Source organism: Pseudomonas sp. E45-MNA-CIBAN-0222, assembly GCF_040310405.1.
Classification (GTDB): Bacteria; Pseudomonadota; Gammaproteobacteria; order Pseudomonadales; family Pseudomonadaceae; genus Stutzerimonas; species Stutzerimonas stutzeri_AC.
In genome coordinates this window covers 308,611-321,624 of the sequence record NZ_JBEOPU010000004.1, presented here as the reverse complement: position 1 = coordinate 321,624, position 13,014 = coordinate 308,611, and the positions used below count along the sequence as shown (strand labels likewise).

The window sequence follows — 13,014 nt, the reverse complement described above, 5'->3', positions numbered from 1 at the left end:
TCCAATTTGATGCGCGAATCAGGAAGATATCTAGATATCGAAAAAAACAGGTCTCAAAAAATTCATGACTATTGACGTCAACGAAGCCCTGAAAGCATTGGCGAACCCGACGCGCCTTGCCATCCTCAATTGGCTCAAGGATCCCAGGACAGTCTTTCCCGAGCAGGAAGTCGACCCAGAAACGGTAGGCGTGTGCGTCAGTATCATCCAAGAGCGCACGGGCCTCTCGCAGTCAACGACATCGCTTTATCTCGCAGCTCTACAGCGCGCGCAATTGGTGACATCGCAGCGGATCGGCCCCTGGACCTACTACAAACGCCACGATGAGAATATCGATGCCTTCTTCAAGGCGCTGCAAGAAAGAATCTAGGGCTGCACACCCTTGTATTTCTGACTGATTTCAGTCTTTGCCGATGTCAAAAACAGCAATCTGACCAAATAACGATCAGATCATCCGAAGCTTCGAGTGATCGAACAGCATTACCAGTGATGCGGTGCGCGGAAAAAACGCTCCTATAGCAAAACTGCCACTTGACAACGCTGAAACCAGGGGCTGTACACGCAAAAGACAGCACACTCCAGAGAGGGACGCGAAGCCCTTCAAGTGCTCTTCTACGGCCAACCTTCTTTAGGGGGCAGCCGCCACGGCGTCGACATCCCACGCCAGCCCCTGGCGCGTTGGGTGATCCAAAGTGGCGAGCAACTGCAACCGTTGCTCAACCTGATGCGCGACAAGCTGCTGGACTACCCCGTGTTGCACTGCGACGAAACGCGCTTGCAGGTGCTGCATGAACCGGGACGAGACCCCTCGGCACAATCCTGGATGTGGGTGCAAAGCGGTGGGCCGCCGGACAAGCCGGTGATCCTTTTCGACTACACAGCCAGCCGCGCGCAGGAGGTGCCGCTACGCCTGCTCGATGGCTACCGCGGCTACCTGATGACCGACGACTACGCCGGTTACAACGCCGTGGCTGCACGCGACGGCATCGAACGCCTGGGCTGCTGGGCGCATGCGCGACGCAAGTTCGTCGAAGCCCAAAAGGTGCAGCCCAAGGGCAAGACTGGGCGTGCCGACGTGGCGCTGAGCCTGATCAACAAGCTCTACGGCATCGAGCGTGACCTGAAGGACGCTGACCATTCCATTCCAGCGGGTTCCCCATTGACGCTGGAGCCGCATCCCATTTCCCGCTATACCGAAGCGGTTAAAGGCCAAAGGGCCGAAACGGCAAGGGAATGGGGGTGCAAGGGGAAAGGCCCTACCTCGAAAAGGCGAAAAGGCATCCCGGCCGGCCCCCCCCAGAGGACACCCACATGCTCTCCCTGTTCCAGCGAAAACGGCCTCCGGTCACTGCCCCATCACCAGCGCCCGCCACCGACCTCCCCAAAGGGCTGCTACGGCCCGAATCGGCCGCATCGCTGCTGGCGACACCGCGCCGACAGAAGCTGCTGGAACACATCTGGCAGCGCACGCCGCTGGAGCGCTACGCCGAGCTGGTCCAGCAATTCCCCGCTTCCGAGAGCCATCATCACGCTTACCCCGGCGGCATGCTGGATCACGGGTTGGAGATCGTCGCCTATGCGCTCAAGCTGCGGCAGTCCCATCTGTTGCCCATCGGCGCCAGCCCCTAAGACCAGGCGGCGCAGTCGGAAGCCTGGACCGCCGCCGTTGCTTACGCCGCGCTGCTGCACGACATCGGCAAGGTGGCCGTCGATCTGCTGGTCGAGCTGGCAGACGGCTCGCTGTGGCATCCCTGGCACGGCCCGCTGCACCAGTCGTACCGCTTCCGCTACCGCGAAGACCGCGAGTACCGGTTGCACAGCGCCGCAACAGGGCTGCTCTACCGCCAATTGCTCGATGGTCCGCTCCTAGACTGGCTCAGCGGCTATCCGTCTCTGTGGGCACCATTGCTCTACGTCTTGGCCGGGCAGTACGAGCACGCCGGCGTGCTGAGTGAACTGGTCGTGCAGGCTGATCGCGCTTCTGTGGCACAGGAACTGGGCGGCGATCCCGCGCGCGCCATGGCCGCGCCCAGGCACGCGCTGCAACGCAAGCTGCTGGACGGGCTGCGCTTCCTGCTCAAGGAACAGTTGAAGCTGAATCAGCCGGAAGCCTCCGATGGCTGGCTCACTGAGGATGGGCTGTGGCTGGTGAGCAAGACTGTCTCGGACAAGCTGCGCGCGCACCTGCTGTCTCAGGGGATCGACGGCATTCCTGCGAACAACACCGCCGTCTTCAACGTGCTGCAGAACCACGGCATGCTCCAGCCCACCTCAGACGGCAAGGCGGTCTGGCGCGCGACCGTGACCAGTGCGACCGGCTGGTCCTATTCGTTCACCCTGTTGCGCCTCGCGCCCGCGCTGATCTGGGAATCCGGCGAGCGGCCAGCGCTTTTCGCAGGCACGGTGGCGATCGACACGACGCCAGCGGAAACCAACGGCAGTGCACCAGGCACACCGCCCGCGGTCGTGGGGCAGCCAGCACCCGAAGGTCAGGAGACTCCCCCTTGGGAATGCCCTCGCAGCGATACCGCCTTGCCGACTGCGGCCCCGCCCGTGCCCGACGTCATGGAGGACATGCTGCCGATGGTTGGATTGGATGGCACGGCCGACATGGGGAAGGGTGAAGAGCCAGTGGAGAAAGTCCCTGCCCAGCCTGACGTTCCTGCCCCAACCACAGCCGCAGCGTCTCCCTTGCCACTTACCCCTGCGCCTGGACCTGCATCAACTCCAACAGTCGCGATACCATCCGGGGAGCATTTCATGACGTGGCTGCAACAGGGAGTCGCCGCGCGGCGACTCATCATCAACGACGCCAAGGCGCTCGTGCATACGGTGAGCGACACCGCCTACCTGGTCAGTCCCAGCGTGTTCCAGCGCTATGCGTAGGAACATCCCCAGGTGGATGCGCTGGTCAGGCAGGACAAGCAACCGGATTGGCCGTGGGTGCAAAAGCGCTTTTAGAAACTGCAGCTACACCGCAAGCACCCAAATGGCCTGAACATTTGGACCTGTGAAGTCACGGCCCCGAGGAAGTCCCGCCGACTGCATGGCTACCTCCTCGAAAATGGGTCCTTGGTATTCGCCGAAATACCGCCCAACAATCCCTATCTTGCTCTGACTCAGGAAGGATGACGCGACTCGGGCAGCGACCGTCACCACCGTGTGGCGACGATCAATGCCCCGCGAAGCTGGCAACATTTGGCGAACTAAGCTACTCGGCCCGCGCCAACTCCCGTGCAAGGAACGGAGCGGTTCGGCTGCCAGACTTTCGGGCCACCTGCTGAGGGGAACCCGCCACCACGATGCTGCCGCCGGCAGCGCCCGCGCCTGGCCCTACGTCAATCACCCAGTCGGCTTGGGCCACCGCACGCATGTCGTGCTCGATCATCACTACGGTATTGCCGGCATCGACCAGGCGCTGCAACTGCACCAGCAGCCGGTCGGCATCCGACGCGTGCAGCCCGGTGGTCGGCTCGTCGAGCACGTACAGGCTTCGGCCGCGCTGGCTGCGCTGAAGCTCGGTCGCCAGCTTGATGCGCTGCGCCTCGCCACCGGAAAGCTCAGTGGCCGGTTGCCCCAGGCGCAGATAGCCCAGTCCGATGTCGCGCAGCAGTTGCAGGGGCCTTGCCACCGCGTCTTCACCCGCGAAGAATTCGCTGGCATCGTCCACGGTCATCTGCAGCACCTCGGCGATGTTGCGCCCGTTCCACTGCACCTTCAGCGTGGCCTCGTTGTAGCGCGCGCCATGGCAGGTCGGGCACGGCGCGTACACGCTGGGCATGAACAGCAGTTCCACGCTAACGAAACCCTCGCCCTCGCAAGTCTCGCAGCGCCCCTTGGCGACGTTGAACGAGAACCGTCCGGCATCATAGCGGCGGCGTCGAGCATCGGGCGTGGCGGCGAACAGCTTGCGCACATGGTCGAACAGACCCGTGTAGGTAGCCAGGTTCGACCGCGGCGTGCGCCCGATCGGCTTCTGGTCCACCTGCACCAGGCGCTGTATGGCGTCCACGTCGCCCGCCAGATGGCCGCCGGTCGCTTCGACCACTGCCGGCCCTTCGCTGGTGGCGCTTTCGGCGGCATCGTCTTCAGGCTCGTGGCCCAGGTGCAGCAGCACCAATTCCGGCAGGGCCTGCGCGACGAGGCTGGATTTGCCGGAGCCAGAGATGCCGGTAACGGCTGTCAGCACGCCCAGCGGAATGCGCGCATCCACGCCATGCAGGTTATGGCGGTGGATGCCCTGCAGCTCCAACCAGCCGGTCGCTTCGCGTGCTCGGCTTCCGGGTGCGGGAATTTCGTCGAACAGGTAACGTGCAGTACGCGATTCGGCAATCTTGCGCAGGCCATCCGGCTCGCCGCTGTAGAGCACGCGGCCGCCACGCTCCCCGGCATCCGGCCCGACATCCACGAGCCATTGCGCGCGGCGCATCAGGTCCAGGTCGTGCTCCACCACAAACACCGAGTTGCCCGCGTCGCGCAGCCGGTCGAGTGCATCGTACAGGGCCTGGCTGTCGGAGGGATGCAGGCCCGCCGAGGGTTCGTCAAGTACGTACACGACGCCGAACAGCAGGGAACTTAATTGCGTGGCCAACCGCAAGCGTTGCAACTCGCCGGCCGAAAGCGTCGGCGTGGCCCGGTCCAGCGTCAGGTAGCCCAGGCCTAGCTCGCGCAGTTGGCGCAGGCGCGCCATCACGCCTCCAGCCAGGCGCTGTGCGGCGAGGCGCTTTTCTTCCGACAGCGCGGAGGTACGGCGCACGTCGGGCGATACCGCATGGACCGCATGGCCGGTGGCAGCGCGTTCGGCACGCTCGCGCCGGGTCGCTTCCTTGTCCGTAGCCGCACCCGCTGCATGGGCGCGGAAATCGCCCTGTGCGATGGGTTCGAGCAATGCCGCCAAGTGGTCCAGCGGCATCTGCATAAACGCGCCGATGTCCACCCCAGCGAAGGTGACCGACAGCGCTTCGGGCTTGAGCCTCTTGCCGTGGCAGGTGGGGCACGGCTTGCCCTCCATGAACCGGGATACGCGCTTTCTCATCAGCGCGCTCTGGGTATTGGCGAAGGTGTGCAACACATACCGCCGGGCGCCGGTGAAGGTGCCCATGTAGCTCGGCTCCATCTTGCGTTTGAGCGCGGTACGGGTTTCGGCAGGCGTGAAACCGGCGTACACCGGCACCGTTGGTGTTTCCTCGGTGAACAGAATCCAGTCGCGATCCTTTTTCGGCAGGTCCTTCCACGGCCGGTCAACGTCGTAGCCCATGCTGACCAGGATGTCGCGCAGGTTCTGGCCCTGCCAGGCGGGTGGCCAGGAAGCAATCGCCCGCTCACGGATGCTCAGGGAGGGGTCGGGCACCATGATCGCCTCGGACACCTCGTACACATGACCCAAGCCGTGGCAGGTCGGGCACGCCCCCTGCGGCGTGTTCGGCGAAAAATCCTCGGCGTACAGCATCGGCTGATTGGCGGGATAGGCGCCGGCGCGCGAATACATCATCCGCACCAGGCTGGACAGGGTGGTCACACTGCCCACGGAGGAACGCGCATTGCTGGACCCCCGCTGCTGCTGCAGCGCCACCGCTGGTGGCAGGCCGTCGATCGCATCTACGTCCGGCACGCCCGCCTGGTCGATCAGGCGCCGTGCATAGGGGGCCACCGACTCAAAGTAGCGTCGCTGCGCCTCGGCATAGATGGTGCCGAAGGCCAGCGAGGACTTCCCGGAGCCGGAGACACCCGAGAACACCACCAGCGCATTCCGCGGGATAGAGACGTCCACCTCTTTGAGGTTGTTCTCACGCGCGCCACGCACCTGCACGAGGCCGCTGGCCGCAGCGGTACAAGAGGATTCACCGAAAGTATTGTTTGGCATGTTCTTATCCTGTAGTTCGCCCCGCTCAGGACGGGACTTCCTGAGTGGTAGGGAAAACTGATGCTCTGCAGATGCTCGTCACGCTTGATGCGGTGCTTCTTCCTGTTCAGCCCCGCTCAGAAACAATTGGCACTGCTGATTGAAGAAGTCTTCCAGTTCAGCGGCTGTGAAGTGGTCGCTGAAGGCATGCTCGGCGTGACTCATCACGTCGAAATACACCACAGCCAATTCCAACTCTTCCAGCTCAAGCTGCTGGCAGAGCAGCCAGCCGTAGATCTTGACCTGCGCCCAATGCAGCAGCCGGTGGTTGGCCGGAATGCGGCTGATATCGCCACGGTGGGTTTTGATCTCTTCTAGGCGCCGCTCTTGCGGATCGTACCCGTCGGCCCTGCCGCCGACCAGCAGGCCGGGGTAGCTGCCACTTAGAGGTAACTCGGCGATATAGCCGTCTCCCCGCCGATCAACCACTGTCTGGTGCCCAGCCATGCCTTCCTGAGCGGTGGGGGAAGGGGTGAAGCGCAGATCCAGGTCACCTTCCTTGGCGGTGAACTCGCACAGTGCCCGCACCGCTACCCGATAGCTCATGCCTCAGCCCAGCGCACGTAGCAAACTACAACGGCGATACCGTGCTCAGCCGCGAAACTGAGCCAGCGTTTCTGGTTGTCCTGCAGGCGGTCGCCGGGGCCTTTGACCTCAATCATCCGGTAGCGATGTTCCTGCGGATAAAACTGGATCAGATCGGGCATGCCGGCGCGGTTGGCTTTCAGATCTCGCAGCAGGCGGGTAAAACAGGCGTGCAGGTGTGCAGCGGGAATGCACTGCAGGGCTAGTTCCAGGCGCGCCTCATCGAGCATGCCCCAAAAGACGAAGGGTGATTGCAGGCCGAACTTTTCCTGATACCGAGCCTTGATCAATTGCCTGTAGTCGGGTTGTTCAAGTTGCAGTAGACAGCGTTTGAACAGGTGTTGGCGGCGCGCATAAAAGTCCGGGCTGTGCAGGTCCACCGGGCCACTGTGGAACGGGTGAAAAAATGACCCCGGCAGCGGTGCGAAGATCGCCTCCCAGCACAGCAAGCCGAACAGGCTGCAGAGCAGGGTATTTTCCACATAGTGCACCGGAGCATCATCCTGCTGCAGGTGATCACGCACAGCTATCTCCACACTGCCATGTGTCGGCGCCGGCAATACCAAGTCGATGCGGGTTTCGCTCGCAGCCTTGGGCTTTTTCACCATCTGCAGGCCGAGCTTGCGCTGCAGGCGGGTGAGGGCTCGTTCCAGGCGCTGGCTTTCTTCATCGCTGCCTGGGGTTTGGCTAAAGGCCAGGGCCTGATCATAGGCCTCGGCATCGCGCCCCAGTTGTTCCAGTACGCGAATCTGTCGCCAGCGGGCTTCGCCATGCGCGCTTTGCTGATAAAGCAGCAGGGCCTGCTCCAGCTCACCGCTCCTCTCCAGTTGCTGGGCGATCTGAAACAGCAGGCACGATTGGCGGCTGCAAAGGTATGGGTTGCTTGAACTGAACGCCAGCAACGGCGGTACAATGTCCGCCAGGTCTGCGCCTTGCTCAACGCTGACGCGTAACTGGCGCAGGTGCAGGTAATCCTCAAGATCCTGGCGGCACTGAAAACCACGTGACTCCGGGCCTATATCCACCGATTCGTAACGGTAGATGCCCAGATCCGTCAGCACGAACTCGGACCAGTCCTGAGCCAGATTGCCAAAGAACATCAGGCGCAAACGATCACACAACTCGCCCACCATCAGGCTGAGTAACTGATCATCCAACATAGGGCACCAGTCCGTGAAGGTCTGGGCAGGTAGCTCCATTGCGCGCAGTTGTTCGAGCAGCTCGGCCTCTTTCTGCGCCGCGCGGCGGTCTGTGAGCGGCATATGAGTCAGCACCTCATCCTTGCGCAGCAGCTCGGCAATCTCATCGGCTGTGAGCAGCGCCTGCTCGGTGATCCATCCCTGTTCAAGCAGTGGATCGGCAGCAGCCAGGCAGTCGCCGATTTCCGGGTAAACGAGCTTGCTCAGACGAAAATGACAGCCCTTGCGCTAATCATGCGCACCAGCAAGGCCTGCGATGGCCAGGGCAGGGTATTGAAGGTGTCGAGAAAGGCACGTTCTTCATCCGCCAGTAGATCTGCATAGCGCTCAGCCACCCAGGCGAGTGCCGTACGGAAATTGCTGAGGTAGTAAAGCTCAGGGGCTAACGAGACGGACATGGTAGTGATCACTGTATTCTTGTACAGGATTGTCCGTGTTGCGGTGCCGAGGATCAACTGGCGCAGAAGCTGACGGTATCAGCAGGTGAAAGTGGCCAACTCCAGCCCGATGCTACTGGCGACTCCCGGCCGGTATCTGCCTGTCGCGTTAGGCAGGTACCGGCCGAGACTGTGTAAAAACGTTTTCAAGTGCGGCAGGTACTCAAACACAAGCTAGAAATCGTGCATCTGGGAGAAATCCACATTTGCTGACGTGCCGATAAACTCCAGATTTCACGTAGACGCGAGTACTTCAATTTTGAAGAAGCGTTTTTACACACTCTGGGCCAATAGCGGTCAGTCGCGATACCATAGAGATGATTCACCATAAGGCAGCGACTGGAGCTCACGCAGCAATAATCCTTAGATCCATTGCTAACTGACTAATACAAGATGCTGCTGGTTGGCAGATTCGATTCGTTCTCTCATCAGGATCACAAGCCGTCGGTACTCAAGCTTAGGAACAGCATGGCGATTGGCAGATTTCCAAAGTCGCCATGAGTCGCTCAGAACGATGTTTCATGACCGGCGAAACTTGGATCCTGCCTGAGCATCATTGATGCTCGCATGGATTCGAACGATACAGCATCCGAGTAGCCGCCCCGAGCAGGAGACGGCTACTCAAAACACTAAGCCGCAGGCTTCATCACAACCTTCGTCCACCCCTTGTCTCGTGCATCGAAGTGCTTATAAGCACTTGGGCCATCATCCAGCTTCAATCGATGGGAAACGATCTGCGAGGGTGCGGCACGCCCGTGATGAATTAGCTCAGCCAACTGGCGGTTGTACGCCTTGACGTTGGCTTGCCCGGTGCCGATTTTCTGCCCTTTGAACCAGAAGGAACCGAAGTCGAAAGCCATCTTCCCTTCTTTGGCTAACTCGTTCTTGGCACCCGGATCTTGGGGAACGAATAGCCCGACTACTCCGATACCACCGGTTGCCTTGGTCGAGGCGACGAGGTTGTTCATGGTCAGGTGATTCACCTCGTGGCCATGTTTGTCGCAGCACTGGTAGCCCACGCATTCGCACCCACGATCCGTGCCTTTACCATCGGTGTAATTCAGGATTTCATCGACAGCCTTCTGCTCGACGGAATTGATTGGCGTGGCCCCCATCTGGGCAGCCAGTTTCAAGCGGTCTGGTTGATCGTCTATTACGAAGACCTGCGAAGCGCCTTGGATAAGCGCGGAGTGCGCCGCCATCAAGCCGACCGGGCCTGCGCCGTAGATGGCAATGGACTCGCCTGGTTGCAGCCCCGCCAGCCTTGTTGCGTGCCATCCCGTGGGGAAAATGTCGGAGAGCATGACGTAGTCGTCCTCGCGCTCCTTCGCATCCTCAGGCAGCACGAGACAGTTGAAGTCCGCGAAGGGAACTCGCAGCAGCTCGGCCTGGCCACCGTCATAAGTGCCCATCTCTGCAAAGCCGTAGGCGGCACCAGCGCTGCCTGGATTGGCGGTCAAGCAATAGCCGGTAAGTCCTTTCTCGCAGTTTTCACAAAAACCACAGCCGATGTTGAAGGGCAAGCAGACCATGTCTCCAACCTTAACGCGCTCAACTCCTGCACCTACCTCGACCACCTCACCGAGGTTCTCGTGACCGAAGACTCGACCCGTCTCGAAGGTGGTTCTGCCTTCGTACATGTGCAGATCGGAACCACAAATATTCGTGGATGTGACTCGAACGAGAGCATCCGTTGGTCTCTCGATCTTCGCATCTGGGACGTTCTGGACGCTGACGTCACGCGGGCCGTTGTAGACGATTGCTTTCATCTGGGTTCTCCAAGTCAGTTCAAAGGAGCGCCGATTGCGCTTTCGCTCCTACCTTGGTTCGTCTCCCATACAACGCGCGTTGTTCAGGAAAACTGGTCAAAGCCTGACGGGCGGTACCGCGTTCGAGGCTGATGCAACAGCTCTAAAACGACCATTTTCCTCTATTGAAGCGCACGTCGCCGTTGCTCGGCACTGGACTAAACTTTCCGTTTTTGCAGACAAATCGAGATGCCCAATGGAGACCGCTAAGATTCAAGCATTCGCAAACTGCGAGATCCGGATGGCAACAAGATGGCTGAACGAGCCCCCTGAAAGACAGGACACCGTTTCCCCCTTACGATAAGGGATAGGCAAACGGTTATGTTTATGACTAATAGCAACGATAAGAGTGGGGAGCTTTTGGGTCGGGAGCGGCGGCGCCGCTGGAGCCCTGAGCAAAAGCTGACCATGGTTCGAGAGAGCCTTGAGCCCGGGCAGAGCGTTTCGTTGGTGGCTCGGCGTAACGGCATCAATGCCAACCAACTATTCCTGTGGCGCAAGCTTTACCAAGACGGCAGTTTGTCGGCGGTCAGTGCTGGCGAAGCCGTGGTACCTGCCTCCGAGCTGAGCGATGCGCTCAAGCAGATCCGTGAACTGCAACGGATGCTGGGCAAGAAAACGATGGAAGCAGAAATCCTCAAAGAGGCCGTGGAGATCGCCCGGTCGCGAAAATGGATTGCGCACTCACCCTTGTTGCCGGGGGACGACCAGTGAAGCTGGTCAGCGAATGTCTCGGTGTGGCGCGCTCGCAATTAACGGTTCGAATCAAGCAATCGGCATGAGGTCCACTTTTTTTTCGTTGTTTAGAATGGTCGAGTATTAGAACGCGAAGCTTAGAACAGGGCTCAAACCCTCATGGTTGCTGGGTTCTACCCGTTCTAAGCTTCAGAAAAGCAGGCCAAATTCTAAGCTTTGGGGCTGCCCGTTCTAAACAACCCGTTCTAACACTCGCTGGGAAGCTTAGAACGGGCTTAAAACCCGCATGGTTGCTGGGTTCTGCCGTTCTAAGCTTCGCGAAAAACAGGTCTGCGTTCTAAGCTTCGCGCCGCCCGTTCTAAACAACCCGTTCTAACACTCGCCGGGAAGCTTAGAACGGGGCTCAAACCCGCATGGTTGCTAGCTTCTGCCGTTCTAAGCTTCGCGAAAAACAGGTCTGCGTTCTAAGCTTCGCGCCGCCCGCTCTAAACAACCCGTTCTAACACTTGCCGCGATGCATGGAACCGTCTCAAACCCGCATCGCCAATCATCGCGCTCACACGAAGCCGACGATGTCGCCCCAGCGAAAACTCACACCCCCGCCTATCAACCCAGCGTCGGTAACCTCAAAAATCTCCTGGACCGCGCTCGCTCTACGCGCCTGCGCAAAGAACCTGCCATTCGGAAGAATCGTAGCCAGAACTCGCCGGGCCGCATCTCTTTGACTCCCAAGTATCCCCCACCTGGCGAGCGCCCAGACCGCCATTATCGCCGCGTACCGACACCCACGAGCACGCTCGGGAGACAGAGCCGCGATCCCAAACTGCCCAATTCGTCCCTGGCATCGCCAACAACCGCTACGCGACACAGATACCCACACACCTCTCACTCCATCCACTCGTAATAGATTTATACGGCATGAGCCCCTGATTTTCATCGTAGGTGGAAAGTGAAAATGACACGTTTCACGAGGGTGGAAAGTCGCTGGAGGCCCCGCCGTTTCTGGCTTTAACAGTTTCCACACTCGCCGAAACAGGCGCTCACTTTCCACCCTCAGCAATGAATGTGGAAAGTGCGGCTTTCCACTGTGGAAAGTCAGAGTGGAAAGTCGCTGTAAGCCTCGTCGTTGCTGGCTTTCATAGTTTCCAGTCACGTAGAAACTGGTGCTCTCTTTCCACCCTCGGCGATGAATGTGGAAAGTGAGGCTTTCCACCGTGGAGTTGAGAGTGGAAAGTCGCTGTAAGCCGCGTCATTGCTGGCTTTCGTAGTTTCCAGCCACGTAGAAACTAGTGCTTTCTTTCCACCCTCGGAGATGAATGTGAAAGTGAGGCTTTCCATTGTGGAAATTGAGAGTGGAAAGTCGCTGTGAGCCGCGTCGTTGCTGGCTTTCATAGTTTCCAACTCCGTAGAAACTGGTGCTCACTATCCACCCTCGCCCCCGAGCGGTGAAAGTCAGTCCTTTCCACAGTGGAAAGAGAAGTGGAAAGTAGCGTTTTCTACGGTGGAAATTGAAGGTAGCAGTGGCTGCCGTTGCGGGGCTGTTGCCGGTTCGCGTCCACTGCGGCAACAACACCTGTTCTGTTTTTTAGTGGATGGCTTCTGTTGTCGTTAGACATCCGCTATGGCAACGCGGCTATTTTCCACCGCATGGGGTGTTTTGTCGTCGGAATGGCCGCTTCGCTGACCTCAGAGTGGACATGAGGTGGTAGCTAGGGTTTTCCGTATCCGGGGCTATCGTGCAGACATCGAACAACCGAAAAGGATCGAAGCATGGAAACGACTTCAACCTTGCTAAAGGCAATTGCCGTTGTGCTTTTTTGCGTAACGGCCGCGGCTCTAGTTGGCTTGCGGTTGGCGCGATATTTAGACAACAAGCGCCTGTCGTCCCGCCCTAGAAAGAGGAGGGAGTAACTGGCAGCGGAGCCCCACTCCGACCATGCAAAAAAAAAGGGCGCCAAACGTCCTTGGCTGGGTATCAGTTTACGAACCAGCGGCCAAATTTATAGGTCGCCACGACCGACCCGATCACGCCAATCCACTGCACGATCGCTGACCCACCCATATAGCTAGCCAACTCATTGGAAGCACCGAAGAGCAAGGTAAACATGATCAGGGTCAGCGGAATACTCAGCACCTTCATCAGAACGCTGCCACGCAGTGGGCTTGGCTCTACTACTACATCCCAATGTTCTGATAAGCAGAAGGGACAGCAGCTGGAGATTGGCTTTCCCCCGCCAATTCGCCATCCCCAGCCACCGGCAATGCTTCGGCTAAATATTACTCTTGGAACCATCATCCGCTTGCAGCGGTTACACAGAACGCGGGACATAGGCGGGTCTCCTTTTACTTGATGGAGAAATGCTATCAAGCACTGAACCGAACCCAAG

At 59.5% G+C, this 13,014-nt stretch carries 4 protein-coding genes and 5 pseudogenes; 4 read left to right on the top strand and 5 right to left on the bottom strand.

Features of this window, described 5'->3' with window-relative positions:
• The first annotated feature begins 64 nt into the window (after nt 1-64).
• From AAEZ08_RS08610 to mobH, 3 genes and pseudogenes are all read left to right on the top strand, one after another.
• Nucleotides 65-370: an ArsR/SmtB family transcription factor gene (locus tag AAEZ08_RS08610; RefSeq protein ID WP_012464920.1), complete on the top strand. Its 306-nt coding sequence runs from the start codon at nt 65-67 to the stop codon at nt 368-370.
• Between the two features lie 267 nt (nt 371-637).
• Nucleotides 638-1,132 (top strand): annotated as a pseudogene (locus AAEZ08_RS08605) (IS66 family transposase); the annotation flags it as partial.
• A gap of 179 nt (nt 1,133-1,311) precedes the next feature.
• Nucleotides 1,312-3,132 (top strand): annotated as a pseudogene (gene mobH, locus AAEZ08_RS08600) (MobH family relaxase).
• 79 nt (nt 3,133-3,211) lie between these two features.
• On the opposite strand, the gene AAEZ08_RS08595 reads toward mobH, so the two are convergent.
• The 4 genes and pseudogenes from AAEZ08_RS08595 to AAEZ08_RS08580 form a co-directional block, all read right to left on the bottom strand.
• The gene (locus AAEZ08_RS08595) at nt 3,212-5,863 is read right to left on the bottom strand and encodes an excinuclease ABC subunit UvrA (RefSeq protein ID WP_057380850.1); all 2,652 of its coding nucleotides are present in this window, start codon (nt 5,861-5,863) and stop codon (nt 3,212-3,214) included.
• Nucleotides 5,864-5,871: 8 nt separating this feature from the next.
• Nucleotides 5,872-6,448 (bottom strand): annotated as a pseudogene (locus AAEZ08_RS08590) (ATP-dependent DNA helicase); the annotation flags it as partial.
• Nucleotides 6,445-8,084, bottom strand: a pseudogene (locus AAEZ08_RS08585) (VRR-NUC domain-containing protein). The pseudogenes AAEZ08_RS08590 and AAEZ08_RS08585, both read right to left, overlap by 4 nt.
• Before the next feature lie 668 nt (nt 8,085-8,752).
• Nucleotides 8,753-9,892 (bottom strand): glutathione-independent formaldehyde dehydrogenase, encoded by a 1,140-nt coding sequence (locus AAEZ08_RS08580; RefSeq protein WP_015275821.1) that lies wholly within the window; start codon nt 9,890-9,892, stop codon nt 8,753-8,755.
• A gap of 366 nt (nt 9,893-10,258) precedes the next feature.
• Between AAEZ08_RS08580 and AAEZ08_RS08575 the strand changes: the two are divergent.
• A pseudogene (locus AAEZ08_RS08575) lies at nt 10,259-10,710 on the top strand (transposase); the annotation flags it as partial.
• A 1,892-nt stretch (nt 10,711-12,602) separates the two neighbouring features.
• On the opposite strand, the gene AAEZ08_RS08570 reads toward AAEZ08_RS08575, so the two are convergent.
• Entirely contained in the window at nt 12,603-12,956 is a 354-nt protein-coding gene (locus AAEZ08_RS08570) for a hypothetical protein (RefSeq protein WP_128709940.1), read from the bottom strand.
• Nucleotides 12,957-13,014: the final 58 nt, after the last annotated feature.